Origin of the sequence: Buttiauxella gaviniae (assembly GCF_040786275.1) — a bacterium.
GTDB lineage: Bacteria > Pseudomonadota > Gammaproteobacteria > Enterobacterales > Enterobacteriaceae > Buttiauxella > Buttiauxella gaviniae_A.
In genome coordinates, this window is record NZ_JBFMVT010000002.1 from 3071215 (window position 1) to 3088320 (window position 17106).

Genomic DNA, 17106 nt, shown 5'->3' on the forward strand with positions numbered 1-17106 from the left:
TTTGCTCAAACGGCAGACATCACCTTTTTAGAACCCGATTTACAAGGTGATAGAACCGGTTATGTTGAACAGGTGTTTTCCAGGGCGGTCAATATCCACCTCCCTGAAAGGCAACAGATATTCACTTTGCTGAGTACCGACTGTGACAACGGGCCGAATAGCTGCCGTTTAGCACTTGAGCAGTGTCAGAATCTCTTCCGGCCCGGTGAACGGGTTAGTTTTCACGGCAACGGCATTGATATTGGTCCCGATAAACGCATCGATTTTTCTCGCTGCCTATATTGGCAACCCGATGCCCTTTATTTAACGAAAGCGCGAAGAGCAGAAACCGACTGGCAAAGTCTGGCGCAAATTATCCGCTCAAACGTAAAAGAAAGTTCATCATTATTTTATTTTCACGGCGAGAATATTTTTTATCAGGAAATGAGTCGCCAGCTACAACACCATCGCGTTCAACTTGTTTACGCGTTGAATACGGGTGATGGCGCGGCTATTGAAAATGAAATTACGGGATTGCTGGGCCTGGGCATTGGCCTGACGCCTTCCGGTGATGATTATCTCGCGGGGCTGTGCGCGTTTTTATTTATTGCCGGGCACCCGATGCGTAAATATCGCCAGATTTTTAAATCTGTGCTTGAGCGAGAGAAAAATAAAACCACGCTGCTCAGTGTTATTACGCTGCGTGAAGCAATTAACCAGCGTTACCGGGAAACGCTTTACGCTTTTATTCAGCAAATAGTCAGCGGCGATGCAGGAAATATTCAGAAATTTATTCACGAAATTAAAAAAATAGGGTCGAGTTCCGGGTGCGACATGCTTTGCGGCATGGCGGATGCCTTCGCTTTGACCCGAACTGACGGAGGAAATTATGTCGACCAGGATTGTGATTAAAAAGAATACCTATTTTGATTCTGTCTCCCTGATGTCCATTTCAACCAAAGCGAACCAGCTTGAAGGCGTGGAACAGGCGTTTGTTGCCATGGCAACGGAGATGAACAAAGGGGTGTTGAAAAACCTCGGCCTGTTAAATGACGAGCTGGAACAGGCTAAAAACGGCGACCTGATGATTGTCATCAAAGGCGCGAGCGATGCGGCGAACGAAGCTACCCTTGAAGCCATCGAAGGTTTATTTACCCGTAAAGACAGCGGCAATTCACGCCACGAAGCGCGTTACGCCACGCTTGCCAGCGCCCATCACAATATCCCTGAAAGCAATCTCGCGGTGATTTCCGTCAACGGTGCGTTTGCCGCGCGTGAAGCCCGCCAGGCGCTGGAAAACGATCTGAACGTGATGCTCTTTTCCGACAACGTTTCACTTGATGACGAACTGGCACTCAAGCAACTCGCCCACAGCAAAGGTTTGCTGATGATGGGGCCGGACTGCGGTACGGCGATCATTAACGGGGCAGGGCTGTGCTTTGCAAACGCGGTGCGTCGTGGGTCTATCGGCATTGTGGGCGCATCCGGCACCGGCAGCCAGGAACTCAGCGTGCGCATCCATGAATTTGGCGGCGGTGTTTCCCAGCTTATCGGGACCGGCGGGCGGGATTTAAGCGAAAAAATTGGCGGCATCATGATGCTCGACGCCATTCAAATGCTGGAAGATGACCCGCAAACCGAAGTGATTGCGCTTATCTCCAAACCGCCTGCACAGGCCGTGGCGGAAAAAGTGCTGGCACGTGCGCAAGCCTGCCGCAAGCCGGTGGTGGTCTGCTTCCTTGGAACAGGGGAAACGCGTCAAGATGAGCCTGGTTTGCAGTTTGCCCGCGCCACTAAAGAGGCGGCGCTAAAAGCCGTTTTACTCACCGGGATTAAAAAAGAGTCTCTGGATTTACATCCGCTCAACTGGCCGCTTATCGAAGAAGTTCGCGCTCGCCTGAAACCCGAACAGAAGTATATCCGCGCACTGTTCTGCGGCGGCACGCTATGCGACGAAGCCATGTTTGCGGCGCTGGAAAAATACCCGGACGTGTACAGCAATATTCAGCCCAACCCGGAATACCGCCTCAACGATGTCAACGTCAGCATCGCCCACACTTTCCTGGATTTTGGCGACGACGATTTCACCAACGGCAAACCGCACCCGATGATCGACCCCACCAACCGCATCAGCCGCCTGCTCCAGGAGGCGCGTGACCCGGAAGTGGGCGTTATCGTGATGGATTTCGTGCTCGGCTACGGCTCCCATGAAAACCCGGTCGGCGTGATGATCGACGCCATTAAAGAAGCCAAAGCGATTGCCGCCCAGGATGGCCGCCACCTGGAAATGTTGGGCTACGTGCTCGGCACAGATTTAGACACGCCTTCGCTTGAAAAACAGTGCCAGATGCTGACTGACGCGGGCGTTATCTGGGCCAGTAGCAGTACTAACACCGGTTTGTTGGCGCGTGAGTTTGTCTGCAAGGAGAAAGCACAATGAGTTTATTCACCCAACCGCTGAATGTGATTAACGTCGGTATCGCGATGTTTAGCGATGATTTGAAAAAGCAGAGCGTTCCCGTCACCCAACTGGACTGGACGCCGCCGGGGCAGGGTAATTTAGCGGTGGTCGCGGCGCTGGATGCGATTGCGGCTCCGGCGCTTGCCGAAAAAGTGGCTGCGGCGAACAAGCTGGCCGTTGAACGCATTATCCAGTCTCAGCCGGTGCTGGTGGGTTATGACCAGGCGATTAACGTGGTGCCAGGTATGACGCGCAACACGATTTTGCACGCGGGCCCCCCGGTTAGCTGGGAAAACATGTGCGGCGCCATGAAAGGGGCGGTTACCGGTGCGCTGGTGTTTGAAGGGTTGGCGGCGAATCTGGATGAAGCGGCAGCGCTTGCGGCTTCGGGGGAAATCATCTTCTCGCCGTGCCACGAACACGACTGCGTAGGTTCCATGGCGGGCGTGACTTCCGCCTCCATGTTCATGCATATCGTCGAGAACAAAACTTACGGCAACCGCGCTTACACCAACCTCAGCGAGCAGATGGCGAAGATCCTGCGCATGGGCGCAAACGACCAAAGCGTGATTGACCGCCTCATCTGGATGCGCGATGTGCTCGGCCCGATGTTACGTGACGCGATGAAACTGGCGGGGGAAATCGACCTGCGTCTGATGCTGGCGCAGGCGCTGCACATGGGCGACGAGTGCCATAACCGCAACAACGCGGGCACTACGCTGCTGATTCAGGCGCTGACGCCGTGGATTATCCAGACCCCCTTCACCGTGGCGCAGCAAAAAGAGGTGTTCGATTTTGTCGCCAGCAGCGACTACTTCTCCGGCCCAACGTGGATGGCAATGTGCAAAGCGGCGATGGACGCGGCGCACGGCATTGAGTACAGCACCGTGGTGACCACCATGGCGCGTAACGGCGTGGAATTTGGCCTGCGCGTGAGCGGCCTGCCAGGCCACTGGTTTACCGGCCCTGCGCAGCAGGTGATCGGCCCGATGTTTGCAGGTTACAAACCGGCAGATTCCGGGCTGGATATCGGTGACAGCGCGATTACCGAAACCTACGGTATCGGCGGGTTTGCCATGGCGACGGCTCCGGCGATTGTGGCCCTGGTCGGCGGAACCGTAGATGAAGCTATCGACTTCTCGCGTCAGATGCGTGAGATAACGCTCGGCGAAAACCCGAACGTCACCATTCCGCTGCTGTCGTTTATGGGCATTCCCACCGCCATTGACATCACGCGCGTGGGCGACAGCGGCATTCTGCCGGTGATCAACACCGCCATTGCCCACAAAGATGCGGGTATCGGCATGATTGGCGCGGGGATTGTCCATCCGCCGTTTGAATGTTTTGAGAAGGCTCTGCTCGCCTTTGGTGAGCGTTACTCTTTCTAAGGGAAACACCGATGACAAACATTAAGCTTGAGTGGAAACGCGGTGACTGGGCGGCCTATTTCGGGTTGATGACCAATAACCTGACTAACTTGCTGACCATGATGGGGTTGCTCATTTTTGTGGTGGGCATTCCGACGGAGATTGTTTACGGGCGTATTGCGCCAGCCTTCGGGCTGGCGGTGCTGGTGGCGAGCGTGTGTTACGCCTGGTTTGGTTTGCAACTGGCAAAAGAGACCGGGCGCAAAGACGTGACCGCGCTGCCTTCCGGGCCAAGTGCGCCATCGATCTTTACCGTTACCTTTTTGGTATTGATGCCGGTTTACCAGCAAACGGGCGATGCCGAGTTTGCCATTCAGATTGGCCTGGTGTGGTGCTTTGTTGAAGCGATGATTCTGGTGGGCGGTTCGTTCCTGGGCGAAACCATCCGCAAGATGATCCCGCGTACCGTTCTGCTTTCCTGTTTGTCCGGTTTAGGGCTGCTGTTGCTGGCGATGAACCCGATGTTGCAGGCCTTTGAAGCGCCGACGGTTTCATTCATCGTTCTGCTGCTGATCTTCATTAACTGGTTTGGCAAAAAGCCGATGTTCGCGCGCATTCCTACCGGTTTATTGCTGCTGATTGCCGGTACGGCGCTGGCGTGGATTTCCGGCCTGCAAAGCCCGGAGGCCATTAAAGCCTCGATGTCCTCCTTCGGCTTTAACCCGCCAGCCATTCATGTCGACAGCTTCCTGCAAGGCCTGCCGCACGCGCTGCCTTACCTGGCATCGGCGGTTCCGCTGGGGCTTGCGAACTACATTTTTGACCTGGAAAACATTGAGAGCGCCCACGCGGCGGGCGACGAATACAACACTCGCAAAGTGATGCTGACCAACGGTCTGGCCTCCACGCTGGGCTGCCTGATGGGGAACCCGTTCCCGGTCACGGTGTACGTCGGTCACGCGGGCTGGAAAGCGATGGGGGCGAGTATCGGCTATACGCTGGCGTCGGGGGTAACGATGTTTATCGTGCCGCTGTTCGGGCTTGGGGCATTCATGCTCGCCATTATTCCGATGACCGCCATCGTGCCGATTCTGGTGTTTATCGGCGTGGTGACCGCCAACCAGGTGGTGCGCGAAACGCCGAAGATAGAGGTGCCGGTGATCTTCATCTGCCTGTTCCCGTGGATCGCCAACTGGGCGTTGACCATGGTGAATAGCGTGATGGCGGCGGCAGGCACTTCGGCTGCGAAAATCGGCCCGGAAGCGCTGGCGGGCAAAGGCGTGTTTTATCAGGGGCTGGTGCATTTGGGCAACGGCGCACCGCTCGCCAGTATGTTGTGGGGCTGCGTGGCGATCTTCGCGATTATCAATAAGCCGTTGCGCGGCGCGGTTGCGGCGGCAGTGGGCGCGTTGCTGGCGCTGTTCGGCGTGATTCACGCCCCGATGGTGGGCTTTGCCCAGGGCAGTTCGCTGATGTTCGTCACCGCATATTTGATGATGGGCGCGATGTTTGTGGTGAAGCATGTGCTCGACAGGCGCGAGGCGGCTTCTGCAGGCGTGGCTCCGGTTTCTGAGAGTTAAAGGCGCGGCGGATGGCGCGTTGCTTATCCGCCCTACAAAAGCAAAAGAATCGTAGGGTGGGGTATTAGCTCCTCCCCCTGGCAAGGGGGAGGCTGGGTGGGGGGCATTTTCCCGACACTGGCAGAATCGTAGGGTGGATAAGCGTTAGCGCCATCCACCGGGGTTCTCCTCCCTTTAAGGAAGGAATCAACATGAAACAACTCGTGGTCGTGGCGATTGGCGGCAACAGCATCATCAAAGATAACGCCAGCCAATCTGTTGAACATCAGCAAAACGCCGTGAAAGAAGTGGCGCAAACGGTGCTGGAAATGCTCTCGTCGGATTACGACATCGTACTGACCCACGGCAACGGCCCGCAGGTCGGGCTGGATTTACGCCGCGCAGAAATCGCCCATGAAAAAGAGGGGCTGCCCCTTACGCCGCTGGCGAACTGCGTGGCAGACACGCAAGGGGGCATCGGCTATTTAATTCAGCAGGCGCTCAATAACCAGTTGGGCAAACGCGGGGATAAAAAAGCGGTCACCGTGATTACGCAGGTGGAAGTGGATAAACACGATCCCGGCTTTACGCATCCGACCAAACCGATTGGCGCGTTCTTCAGCCTGGAGCAGTGCGATGCCCTGAAAGTGGCCCATCCAGACTGGCACTTCGTCGAAGATTCCGGGCGCGGTTATCGCCGTGTGGTGGCATCCCCGGAGCCGATTCGCATTGTTGAAGCCGATGCGATAAGCGCACTCATCAAACAGGGCTTTGTGGTGATTGGCGCAGGCGGCGGGGGGATTCCGGTCATTCGCACCGCGCAGGGCGACTACCAGAGCGTGGATGCGGTTATCGACAAAGATCTTTCCACCGCGCTGCTGGCCCGGGAAGTGAAGGCCGATATTCTGGTGATCACCACCGGCGTGGAAAAAGTGTGCGTTAACTTTGGCAAACCGGAACAGCGAGCGCTCGATGAGGTGACGGTCGAGCAAATGGCGCGTTTTAGCGAAGAAGGGCATTTCCCGCCGGGTAGCATGCTGCCGAAAATCACCGCAAGCCTTGCGTTCCTGCGCAGCGGCGGCAAGCGCGTGATTATCACCACGCCGGAACAATTACCTGCCGCCCTTAGGGGCGAAACCGGCACTCATATTATTAATGGTTAAGCGTGGGAGAGAAGAATGAATAATGCAGAAAAAAGCCGCCGTGAATTTTTAAGCGGCGGGGGCAAAGTGGCCGCGGCTTGCGCACTCTTTGGCGCGACGGGGTCGATGGCGTATGCTGCGAAATCGACACCTCTTAACTGTGAGGCAGAAAATCACATGAGCGCCATAAAAGAGTCGCACTACTACCTCGACAACGTTCTGCTGGAAGCGGGTTTTGTGCGCGACGGGCAAACTATTGTCGGCACGCAAACCGAGCTGAAAACGCTGGAAATCAAAGACGGTAAAATTGCGGCGTTGCTCGCAAATAAACAACACCCTGACGGCACGCTGGCCCATTACGATGCTGCCGGGAAACTACTGTTGCCCGCGATGCGCGACATGCACATCCACCTCGATAAAACCTTTTACGGCGGCCCGTGGCGTGTGCATAACCGCCCGGCGGGCACCACCATTCTGGACATGATTGCCCTGGAGCAAAAACTGCTCCCGGAACTGCAACCGGTCACGCAGGAGCGTGCGGAAAAGCTGATTGATTTGATTCAGTCGAAAGGCTCGACTATTGCCCGCAGCCACTGCAACGTTGAGCCCGTTTCCGGGCTAAAAAACCTCGAAAACCTGCAAGCGGTGTTAGAGCGCCGAAAAGCCGGGTTTAGCTGCGAAATCGTGGCGTTTCCGCAGCACGGTTTGCTCCATTCCAACTCCGTACAACTGATGCGGGATGCGATGCAAGCGGGCGCTCACTACGTCGGCGGGCTTGACCCGACGAACGTGGACGGCGCGATGGAAAAATCCTTAGACACCATGTTCCAGATAGCCATCGACTATAAAAAAGGCGTCGATATTCATCTGCATGAAACCAGCCCGGCAGGCATTGCCGCGGTGAATTATATGGTTGAAACGGTGGAGAAAACCCCGGAGCTGAAAGGCAAACTCACCATCAGCCACGCCTTTGCACTGGCTATGATGAACGAGCAGCAGGTGGATGAAATTGCCACCCGCATGGCGGCGCAGCAAATTACTATTGCCTCGACGGTGCCGATTGGCACCATGCACATGCCGCTCAAACAGTTGCAAGAGAAGGGCGTGTTTGTGATGACCGGCACCGACAGTGTTATCGACCACTGGTCGCCGTATGGCCTGGGCGACATGCTGGAAAAAGCTAACCTGTATGCGCAGCTCTATGTCCGCGTCAGCGAATTGAACCTTTCCCGCTCGCTGGCGATTGCCACCGGGAACGTGCTGCCGCTTAACGATAAAGGTGAGCGCGTGTGGCCAAAAGTGCAGGATGAGGCGAGTTTCGTGCTGGTGGACGCTTCCTGTTCCGCCGAAGCCGTGGCGCGAATTTCCCCACGCACCGCGACATTCCATCAGGGGAACCTGGTTTGGGGCGCGCTTAGCGTGTAGTTAATAAAACCCTGCATAATCTGACTATGCAGGGTTTTTTACCGGATAAAAGTTTAGTTTCATTCATTAAATTATTAACGTAAAAAACCTCTCCGTAATAAATATCACTCCTGCCAGATTTATTTTCCAGAATGTTTTCATTATATCAATATTTTATATAATTAATGTTGGATGATAACTGAAAATAAACAATCATAATCAATTTCGCAACACTAATAAAAATACTCATTACCCTACAAACCTCACAGAGGATCTCCTCTTATGTCTACAGAACTCGAAGCTCGGGTGCTGCGAAAAATTACGCTTCGTATCATTCCCTTTATCATGTTGCTCTATTTTATTGCTTTTCTGGATAGGGTAAATATCGGCTTTGCGGCATTAACGATGAACCAGGAATTAGGCTTTTCCCCAACGGTTTTTGGAATCGGGGCGGGGATATTTTTCCTGGGTTATTTTCTGTTTGAAGTCCCCTCCAACCTCATTCTTAATAAAGTGGGCGCGAGGATTTGGATTGCTCGCGTGATGATTACATGGGGCCTGGTTTCTGGCGGCATGGCTTTTGTGCAGGGCACCACCAGTTTCTATATTCTGCGTTTTTTACTTGGCGTTGCCGAAGCGGGATTTTTCCCCGGCATCATTCTCTATTTAAGTTTTTGGTTTCCCATGAAACGCCGCGCCCAGGTAACGGCAATCTTTATGGCGGCAGCTCCGTTATCGACGGCGCTTGGCTCGCCTATTTCCGGCGCTCTGCTGGAGTTACACGGTTTTCTTGGCTGGTCAGGATGGAAATGGATGTTTGTGCTGGAGGCGATTCCTGCGGTAATCCTGGGCTGCGTAGTCTTGTTCTGGCTAACAGACCGGCCTGAAAAAGCGAAGTGGTTAACGGATGAAGAGCGTAACTGGCTTAGCCAGACCATGGCGGCTGAACAGAGTTCAAAGGCGGGCGCAGCCCATGCCAGCGTCTGGAAAGGTTTGGCTGATAAGCGCGTGATTGCGCTCTCGCTGGTCTATTTCGGAACTTCCGCAGGTTTATATACGCTTGGCATCTGGTCGCCGCAAATTATCAAAGCGTTTGGTATGAGTTCCTTGCAGGTCGGGCTTTTGAATGCCATTCCTGCGGTGATCGCCGTGGTGGCTATGGTGCTCTGGGCGCGGCATTCGGATAAAAAAGTGGAGCGTACCTGGCATATTATTGCAGCCTGTATGCTGGCGGCGGTGGGGTTGGTTTATGCCGGAATGGTGACCACCGTTGTCACCGCGATTATCGCCTTAACGCTTGTGAACGTAGGGATTAGCGCCTCAAAACCGCCGCTTTGGAGCATGCCGACTATGTTTTTGTCCGGCTCTGCGGCAGCAGCGGGTATTGCCACCATAAACTCGATTGGTAATTTGGGGGGCTTCGTCGGCCCGGTGATGATTGGCGTCATTAAAGAGCATACCGGCAGTTTTACCGGCGGGTTACTGTTTGTCGCGGCGCTTTTATGCCTGTCATCGATTCTGGTTTGGGTGCTTTCCAGAAGTACCAGCCAGAATAAAGACGCTTACCAGCCAACGCGTTCTAAATCGTCCTGATGTCGTAACGGCTACCTGAGCGGTAGCCGCTTAATAATTTCTGCTTATTTGAAATGCATCACAAATATCACATCTGCGCTTAGTCACTTTATTAGCTATTTTCTGATCAGAAAAATCGCATAGCTGATGTTCCCCTCCCGCCACGCGCTTGTTGTTCTATGATTGATTCACGTTCATTTCTGATAAAACGATTATAGCAATTTTTTATACAATCACGGTTGGATGATGGCCGCTATTGAAGGGTGCATATTTTATTTACCGGACTGGAGTGTTTATACCGGTATAAAAGGCGACTAATGATTTATTAAAATAATGGAACCTGGCTATGACGCATTCAATAGAACACCTCACCCTTAAAAAGATTACCTGGCGAATTGTCCCTTTTGTGATGTTCGCTTATTTCATTGCTTTTTTTGACAGAATCAATATTGGTTTTGCCGCATTAACCATGAATGAAGACTTAGGATTTTCCTCAACGGTATTTGGTATCGGCGCGGGAATGTTTTTCATCGGGTATTTTCTCACCGATATTCCTTCAAATATTATTTTGCAAAAAGTTGGTCCGAGAATTTGGCTTGCACGAATTATGATCAGTTGGGGTGCGATTGCCGCTTGCATGATGTTTGTGGAAACCGCAACCGGATTCTATATTTTGCGGTTTTTGTTAGGCGTGGCAGAAGCGGGATTTTTCTCCGGTATCATTCTCTACCTGAGCACTTGGTTTCCCATTAAACGCCGGGCGCAGGTGATTGCCTTTTTCATGGCAGCGGCACCCATTTCGTCAATGTTGGGCTCACCTCTGGCCGGAACGATTTTAAGTTTGCACGGCGCATTCGGTCTGAAAGGCTGGCAGCTTATGTTTATGCTGGATGCAGCAGCGGCTATTTTGCTGGGTATTTTCACCTTCTTTTATTTAAACGATAAACCGGAAAAAAACCGCTGGCTCTCGCAGAAAGAGACTGACTGGCTTATTGCGACGCTTGCCCAGGAGCGCAGCGGCCAGGGAGAACAGGTGAAAAGCAGCATCTGGAAAGGATTGACCGACCCACGCGTATTAACCCTTGCCGTTGTCTATTTCGGCACCTCTGCGGGGCTCTATTCGCTGAATATTTGGTCTCCGCAATTTATTAAATCTTTTGGCCTGACCACCTTCCAGATTGGTTTTGTGAATGCTATTCCGGCAGCGCTCTCGATCATTGCCATGATTCTTTGGGCAAGGCATTCGGATAAAACCAAAGAGAGAACGTGGCATGTGGTGAGTGCCTGTTTACTGGCCTGTGTCGGGTTTATTGTTGCGGGTTCGGTGCATTCTCTGCCGCTGGCTATTTTCGCGCTGATTCTGGCGAACATCGGTATTTCGTCGTGTAAACCGCCGCTCTGGAGTATTCCATCCCTCTTTTTAAATGGCCCGGCGGCAGCGGCGGGCCTTGCGGCAATCAACTCAATCGGGAATTTGGGTGGATTTGCGGGGCCTGCGGTTATTGGCTGGCTGAAAGAAACTACCGGTGATTTCTCGCTGGCACTCTATTGCGTGGCGGGTATGCTGATGATCTCCGCGTTACTGACGCTCTCAATTGAGATCAATCGCAAACGGAAGGCGTTGAAAAACTCTCTCGCGTGATGTAAATCCAGACAAAGCGCCAGCGTAGCGGCGCTTTTTAATATTGCTGAGCAATGACCTCTAATTCCTGCATCACCACTTTCATCATATTGTCGCGCGTTTCATCCCGGGAATCTTTTACCCAAACGGCGGAGAGCGGTAATTTAGTTCTGATTGTTTGATACTCTTTTGCCAACGGAATGAATTTCACATTCATGGCAGACATTCGGGCAACCCACTTCGGCATAATTGCCGCACCCAATTCGGCGGCGACCATATTAATAATCGTCTGTTTTTCATCGGCAATTTTTACCAGTTGCGGTTTAAAACTGGCGCAGTCAAATAAACTCATGGTGAGATCATAGCTGTGAGGGCGAACTCTCCTTTCAGGAACAATCAGCGGAACATTCATTAGATCGTCGACGTATATTTCATTACGCTGCGAGAGGCGGTGTTTATCCGATATGGCTAAAACGACATCTTCATAGAAAAGAAACTGATTTTCCAGGGCGTCATCCATATGTTCCGTTGGGCGCATAAAAATCACATCCAGGCGGCCAGATTTTAATTTTGGTAATAATTTGGAGCTTTTATCTTCGACGATTTGAATATCTACGTCAGGCCAACTATCGCGGAAAACATGTAAAACGTGAGGGACTAAACTGACCACCGCGCTATCGATGGCACCGATGCGTAAACGCCCGGCGTTTTGCCGCGCCAGCTTCCTGAAGCGCTGTTGCAGGTGGTCTGCTCGCTCGACGATTTCACGCGCCTCCTCAAGAAAAAGTGCGCCGTGTGGAGTGAGGGAAACATTGCGTGTTGAGCGCGAAAGTAGCCGCGTTCCGAGATCTTCTTCGAGTAATTTGATGTAGCGCCCAAGTGCGGAAGGCAGCATATCCAGCCGCTGTGCCGCATGCCCAAAATGCAGTTCTTCGGCGACGGCGATAAAACATCGAAGCTGATTAAGTTCCACACACTCCCCTTAGGATTATATCAATTTTTTGCATAAACGGATGCGAGTGATACTAATGACTTTCTATGCATAATGATAGTTGTCCGGCGTCAATCATTAATTGGAATCCATAATAATGTGACGCACCTAAAATAATTAGAATATAAACCTGCATATGGCTATTTTTGAAAAACAGGCATCATTAAACCTTTTTTGATGCACCAAAAATCGACTGAAAAATATAATCCTTATACGGAGTCTTACCTATGCGTAACTACAAAATTGCTGCTATTCCTGCTGACGGTATTGGTACTGAAGTTATTTCCGCCGGTGTGAGTGTTCTTGAGTGCCTGCAAAAAAAGGTTGGTGATCTCTCTTTCCAGATTGAACATTTTGACTGGGGTTCAGATTATTACAAAAAGAATGGCGTAATGATGCCAGAAGACGGTCTGGAGAAATTAAAAGCCTTCGACGCTATTTATTTTGGTGCCGTTGGGGCTCCGGATGTACCTGACCATATAACGCTGTGGGGTTTGCGTCTGCCTATTTGCCAGGGCTTTGACCAATACGCCAACGTGCGCCCAACTAAAATTATGCCGGGTATTCAATCGCCGCTGCGTAATGCCGGGCCGGGCGATCTCGACTGGGTTATCGTGCGTGAAAACTCGGAAGGGGAATATTCAGGGCACGGTGGCCGTGCACACCGAGGATTACCGGAAGAAGTGGGCACCGAAGTGGCTATTTTCACCCGCGCCGGGGTCACGCGGATTATGCGTTATGCCTTTAAATTGGCGCAGTCTCGGCCACGTAAGTTATTGACGGTAGTAACAAAGTCGAACGCCCAACGTCATGGCATGGTGATGTGGGATGAAATTGCCGCAGAAGTGGCGAAAGAATTTCCTGATGTGAGCTGGGATAAAATGCTGGTTGATGCCATGACCGTGCGTATGACCTTGCATCCGCAATCGCTGGACACCATCGTGGCGACCAACCTTCATGCCGATATTCTCTCTGATTTGGCCGGAGCGCTTGCCGGTAGCCTCGGCGTGGCACCCACCGCCAATATTGACCCTGAACGCCGCTTCCCATCAATGTTTGAACCGATTCACGGTTCTGCGTTTGATATTACCGGCAAAGGTATTGCCAACCCGGTTGCCAGTTTCTGGACTGCCGCGCAAATGCTCGATCACCTTGGGGAACATGAAGCCTCGGCGCTGCTGATGTCGGCAGTGGAAGAGGTGTGCGCAACGGGGATCAAAACGCCGGATGTCGGCGGCAAAGCGACCACCCGGGATGTTACCGATGCGGTGATCTCCGCCATCATGAAGCGCTAAATATAAGGGGGAAAGGATGGCAACGTGGACTAACAAAACGGCGCAGGCGGTACTGCTCGAAATGTTCAATGCGGCAATCAAAAGTGCCGATCCTCATGCGGCGTTGATGGATGCGTTGCCGGAAAAACCCAAAGGACGTTGTATCGTTGTGGGGGCGGGAAAGGCTTCCGCTGCCATGGCAGCGGCTCTTGAAGCCGCATGGCCTGATGTGGCGCTTTCGGGTGTGGTGGTGACGCGTTACGGGCATGCGGTGCCGACTCGTCAAATCCGCATTATTGAAGCAGCGCATCCGGTTTCGGATTCCATGAGCGAAGTCGCCTCGATGCTGATTCTGGAGTCCGTTAAAAATCTGACCCCTGATGATTTAGTGATCGCTTTGATTTCCGGCGGAGGCTCTGCGTTAATGGCGCTGCCGCGCACTGGAATTACCCTCGCAGATAAGCAAGCGGTGAATAAGGCGCTGCTACGAAGCGGCGCGACAATCCAGGAGATGAATGCGGTACGTAAACATTTCTCGGACATTAAAGGGGGGAGGCTTGCGCTGGCAGCACTTCCGGCAAAAGTTGTAACACTGGTGATCAGTGATGTGCCGGGTGATAACCCAGAAGATATTGCTTCCGGGCCAACGGTGCCGGATAGCAGTACGCTGGAGCAAGTGAGGGTGATTCTTAGCCGCTACCACATTGATCTCCCTGAGCATGTTTCGCGAGTGCTCTGTGAAAGAAGAGCGACGGTGAGTGCGGCAGATATTCAGGCGGATGTGCGCATGATCGCCACCCCTTCAAAAGCGTTACAGAGCGCGGCGGCTATTGCAGAACGAATGGGCATTACGCCGCTTATTCTCGGAGATGCCCTGGAGGGAGAAAGTGCGCAGCTTGGCATTATGATGGCGGGAATAGCGCGCTCAGTTAAACATCACGGGCTACCGGTTAAAACGCCTGCGGTACTCCTTTCTGGCGGCGAAACCACCGTCACCATTGGGAAGGGGTCTGCGAAGCGCGGTGGGCGGAACACGGAGTTTTTATTGAGTCTGGCAAATACTCTAGCTGGTGAAGAGCAAATTTGGGCGATGGCCGGAGATAGCGACGGTATCGATGGCACCGAAGATGCAGCAGGGGCTTTTGTCTGCCCGGACTCATTGTTTCGTGCGCGGGAACGGGAAATAAATGCGAAACAGATGCTGGATGAACACGATAGTTACACATTCTTTGCGATGCTCAATGACCTTATTAAAACCGGCCCGACGCTGACTAACGTCAATGATATTCGCGCTATTTTGATTGTTTAAAAAAGAGATTTTGCTCGAATCTTTTTTCTGGAAAGACGTGTCTGAAATTAATTTCTTATAAAAAAGGGCAACCTAAAGTTGCCCTTTTCTTTAAATCAGTATGGACTTATTTTTTCTTGTAAACGTCTGCGGTGCCATGGATTTTATTTTCGGTGTCTGCGGAAGTCACAACGTAGAATTGACCGCCCAGTTCGTCAGCTTTTTTGGAAAGCTCTTCTTTGGCATCACTCGGTGCAGTTTCACCGGAGGTAGTAATGGTGCCAATTTTCACGTACTGATCTTTATGGTCATTTAATGCTTCCTTAGTCAATAATTCAGCCGATACCGCACCGAAAGAGACTGCACCCAAAGTTAACGCAACCAAAATACCCTTAGCTATCTTCATGACGTACCTCATTTTTGATAATGGAAGATCACGTGTTTTCCCTACTTTAAGACTATGGTTCAGAAATACGATTCTTGCCAGGCAGTTACAGCGTAATCAATAATTATTCTTTCAATACCCGTCATACTTCAAGTTGCCTGTGCGTTGGCTTTCCTCACTCACCCCCGTCACTTACTGGAGTAAGCTCCAGGGATTCACTGCGTCACCGCCTGCCTGCAACTCGAATTATTTTGGGTATACATTTAAATTTTGAAGCCGGGTTTTCACCTTCGGCTATAATTTTTTAATCGCTATTTTTTCGATTTTTAGCTTTTGGTGAGCCTGATTCCGGGCGTACGAATGGACGATAAGAAGATAACGCTGGATGAGAATTGATGAAAAAAATTGCTATTATTGGCGCAGGCCCAACGGGTATTTATACGTTTTTCTCCCTTCTAAAGAATCAGATACCGCTTTCCATTTCTCTCTATGAGCAGGCTCGTGAAGCGGGTGTCGGCATGCCTTACAGCAATGAAGAAAACTCGCGAATGATGCTGGCGAATATTGCCAGCATTGAAATCCCACCGATTTTTTTGACTTACATCGACTGGCTGCGAAACCAGAGTGAAAGCCATCTGGCGCGTTATGGCGTAGATCGCGATTCCTTGCATGTTCGCCAGTTTCTGCCGCGCATTCTTCTGGGCGAATATTTCCGCGACCAGTTTCTGGAATTGGTTGAACAGGCTAAAAAACAAGGCTTTGAGGTTGAGGTTCACGAATCATGCAAGGTTACCGATCTGGAAATTGCTTCCGGGCAGGTAAAGCTGTGGGCCGAAGGAAAATCGCTTGCGCAGGCGTTTGATCTCGCGGTCATCGCGACGGGGCACGTGTGGCCTGATGAGGATCCTTCCGTTCGCACCTTCTTTCCAAGCCCGTGGTCAGGGCTGATGGAAGCGAAGATTCCGGCATGTCAGATTGGCATTTTGGGCACCTCTTTGAGCGCGATTGATGCTGCCATGGCGGTGGTGGTGCAGCACGGCACGTTTACGGAATCTGAAGATAAACAGATTCAGTTCCATCTTGATGAGGGGCAGGAGAAACTTAACATTACGCTTATGTCCCGGTCAGGCATTCTGCCGGAGGCGGATTTTTACTGCCCGATTCCGTATGAACCTTTGAATATTGCAACGGAAGATGCAGTCGAGAATGAAATTGCGGCGGGGTCTGACGGGTTACTGGACCGGGTTTTCAAACTCATCGTCAAAGAGATAGAGAGCGTTGACCCCGGCTGGAGCGAACGCATCTCTCTTCGCTCATTAGACGCGGACAGCTTCCCCGAAGCCTGGTTTGCCGACCGTAAAGAAAACGATCCCTTCCGCTGGGCTGAATCCAATCTTATTGAAGTTGAACGCAATAAACGTGACCGGCGAACCGTTCCCTGGCGCTACTCGATTCTGCGTTTGCATGAAGTGGTTCAGGAAATCGTTCCTCACCTTAATGAGCAGGATGCTAAACGCTTTAATGCGGGCCTCGCCCGCGTATTTATCGATAATTATGCGGCGATTCCCTCGCACTCTATTCGTCGATTGCTGGCATTACGTGAGGCCGGAATTATCAATATTGCCGCCCTGGGGACGGAATATAAAATGGAGGTAAAAGAGCGCCAGACGGTAATATTCTCCCAGGGAGAGCGTTATGAATACGAGGTTTTTATTGATGCCCGTGGGCAAAAACCTTTAAAGACAAAAGATCTGCCGTTCCCGACATTACGCAAACAGCTTGAGACGACAGGGGAAGATATTCCCGATGTCGGGAAAGATTACACGCTGATGGCACCAGCCTGTGCCCGGGGCCGCATTGCGTTTGGTGCATTGCCGTATCTTATGCACGATCAGCCTTTCGTTCAGGGGCTGACGGTTTGCGCAGATATTGGCGAGGCGATTGCCAACGCTATCGTCGAGCCCGCATCCCATGTACGCAAAAGAGTGCCGTTTATAGAATTATGACGTAAATAAATCCCTCTCCGTCAGCTTGAGTGCGGAGAGGGATTTTCTGCGATTTAT

At 52.0% G+C, this 17106-nt stretch carries 13 protein-coding genes; 11 read left to right on the forward strand and 2 right to left on the reverse strand.

Annotation, left to right across the window (positions count from 1 at the left end; translation table 11 throughout):
* The first annotated feature begins 423 nt into the window (after positions 1 to 423).
* The 8 genes from AB1E22_RS14865 to AB1E22_RS14900 all read left to right on the forward strand — a co-directional run bounded on the left by AB1E22_RS14865 (position 424) and on the right by AB1E22_RS14900 (position 11126).
* Entirely contained in the window at positions 424 to 891 is a 468-nt protein-coding gene (locus AB1E22_RS14865) for a DUF2877 domain-containing protein (protein WP_367596008.1), read from the forward strand.
* A complete protein-coding gene (gene fdrA / locus AB1E22_RS14870) occupies positions 869 to 2419 on the forward strand; it encodes an acyl-CoA synthetase FdrA (protein WP_367596009.1) in 1551 nt (516 codons plus the stop codon). The genes AB1E22_RS14865 and fdrA overlap by 23 nt, the downstream gene beginning before the upstream one ends.
* A complete protein-coding gene (locus AB1E22_RS14875) occupies positions 2416 to 3828 on the forward strand; it encodes a DUF1116 domain-containing protein (RefSeq protein WP_367596010.1) in 1413 nt (470 codons plus the stop codon). Before fdrA ends, AB1E22_RS14875 begins: the two co-directional genes overlap by 4 nt.
* Positions 3829 to 3839: 11 nt before the next feature.
* Positions 3840 to 5387: a xanthine permease gene (locus tag AB1E22_RS14880; RefSeq protein ID WP_367596011.1), complete on the forward strand. Its 1548-nt coding sequence runs from the start codon at positions 3840 to 3842 to the stop codon at positions 5385 to 5387.
* Between the two features lie 191 nt (positions 5388 to 5578).
* A complete protein-coding gene (locus AB1E22_RS14885; RefSeq protein ID WP_367596012.1) occupies positions 5579 to 6529 on the forward strand; it encodes a carbamate kinase family protein in 951 nt (316 codons plus the stop codon).
* Positions 6530 to 6544: 15 nt separating this feature from the next.
* Positions 6545 to 7933, forward strand: coding sequence for an amidohydrolase family protein (locus tag AB1E22_RS14890; RefSeq protein WP_367596013.1), 1389 nt, complete (start codon positions 6545 to 6547; stop codon positions 7931 to 7933).
* Between the two features lie 261 nt (positions 7934 to 8194).
* Positions 8195 to 9505 (forward strand): MFS transporter, encoded by a 1311-nt coding sequence (locus AB1E22_RS14895; RefSeq protein ID WP_367596014.1) that lies wholly within the window; start codon positions 8195 to 8197, stop codon positions 9503 to 9505.
* Between the two features lie 325 nt (positions 9506 to 9830).
* Positions 9831 to 11126, forward strand: a complete 1296-nt coding sequence (locus tag AB1E22_RS14900) for an MFS transporter (RefSeq protein WP_367596015.1) — start codon at positions 9831 to 9833, stop codon at positions 11124 to 11126.
* A 37-nt stretch (positions 11127 to 11163) separates the two neighbouring features.
* Here AB1E22_RS14900 and AB1E22_RS14905 read toward each other — a convergent pair whose 3' ends face one another.
* On the reverse strand, positions 11164 to 12078 hold the full coding sequence (locus AB1E22_RS14905) for a LysR family transcriptional regulator (protein WP_367596016.1): 915 nt from the start codon (positions 12076 to 12078) through the stop codon (positions 11164 to 11166).
* Between the two features lie 245 nt (positions 12079 to 12323).
* On the opposite strand from AB1E22_RS14905, the gene AB1E22_RS14910 reads away from it, so the two are divergent.
* On the forward strand, positions 12324 to 13391 hold the full coding sequence (locus AB1E22_RS14910; RefSeq protein ID WP_367596017.1) for a tartrate dehydrogenase: 1068 nt from the start codon (positions 12324 to 12326) through the stop codon (positions 13389 to 13391).
* 16 nt (positions 13392 to 13407) lie between these two features.
* Entirely contained in the window at positions 13408 to 14679 is a 1272-nt protein-coding gene (locus AB1E22_RS14915) for a glycerate kinase type-2 family protein (protein WP_367596018.1), read from the forward strand.
* Positions 14680 to 14785: 106 nt separating this feature from the next.
* On the opposite strand, the gene yahO is transcribed toward AB1E22_RS14915, so the two are convergent.
* Positions 14786 to 15064 (reverse strand): DUF1471 family periplasmic protein YahO, encoded by a 279-nt coding sequence (gene yahO / locus AB1E22_RS14920; RefSeq protein WP_367596019.1) that lies wholly within the window; start codon positions 15062 to 15064, stop codon positions 14786 to 14788.
* A 374-nt stretch (positions 15065 to 15438) separates the two neighbouring features.
* Here yahO and AB1E22_RS14925 point away from each other — a divergent pair, with 374 nt between their 5' ends.
* Positions 15439 to 17049 (forward strand): FAD-NAD(P)-binding protein, encoded by a 1611-nt coding sequence (locus AB1E22_RS14925; RefSeq protein ID WP_367596020.1) that lies wholly within the window; start codon positions 15439 to 15441, stop codon positions 17047 to 17049.
* Positions 17050 to 17106: the final 57 nt, after the last annotated feature.

What these genes read in the sequence shown, in the direction of transcription:
- AB1E22_RS14875 (WP_367596010.1), top strand. Translation starts at nt 2,416, where the DNA reads ATGAGTTTATTCACCCAACCGCTGAATGTGATTAACGTCGGTATCGCG.
- AB1E22_RS14880 (WP_367596011.1), top strand. Translation starts at nt 3,840, where the DNA reads ATGACAAACATTAAGCTTGAGTGGAAACGCGGTGACTGGGCGGCCTAT.
- AB1E22_RS14865 (WP_367596008.1), top strand. Translation starts at nt 424, where the DNA reads ATGAGTCGCCAGCTACAACACCATCGCGTTCAACTTGTTTACGCGTTG.
- AB1E22_RS14925 (WP_367596020.1), top strand. Translation starts at nt 15,439, where the DNA reads ATGAAAAAAATTGCTATTATTGGCGCAGGCCCAACGGGTATTTATACG.
- yahO (WP_367596019.1), bottom strand. Translation starts at nt 15,064, where the DNA reads ATGAAGATAGCTAAGGGTATTTTGGTTGCGTTAACTTTGGGTGCAGTC.
- AB1E22_RS14900 (WP_367596015.1), top strand. Translation starts at nt 9,831, where the DNA reads ATGACGCATTCAATAGAACACCTCACCCTTAAAAAGATTACCTGGCGA.
- AB1E22_RS14915 (WP_367596018.1), top strand. Translation starts at nt 13,408, where the DNA reads ATGGCAACGTGGACTAACAAAACGGCGCAGGCGGTACTGCTCGAAATG.
- AB1E22_RS14890 (WP_367596013.1), top strand. Translation starts at nt 6,545, where the DNA reads ATGAATAATGCAGAAAAAAGCCGCCGTGAATTTTTAAGCGGCGGGGGC.
- AB1E22_RS14885 (WP_367596012.1), top strand. Translation starts at nt 5,579, where the DNA reads ATGAAACAACTCGTGGTCGTGGCGATTGGCGGCAACAGCATCATCAAA.
- AB1E22_RS14895 (WP_367596014.1), top strand. Translation starts at nt 8,195, where the DNA reads ATGTCTACAGAACTCGAAGCTCGGGTGCTGCGAAAAATTACGCTTCGT.
- fdrA (WP_367596009.1), top strand. Translation starts at nt 869, where the DNA reads ATGTCGACCAGGATTGTGATTAAAAAGAATACCTATTTTGATTCTGTC.
- AB1E22_RS14910 (WP_367596017.1), top strand. Translation starts at nt 12,324, where the DNA reads ATGCGTAACTACAAAATTGCTGCTATTCCTGCTGACGGTATTGGTACT.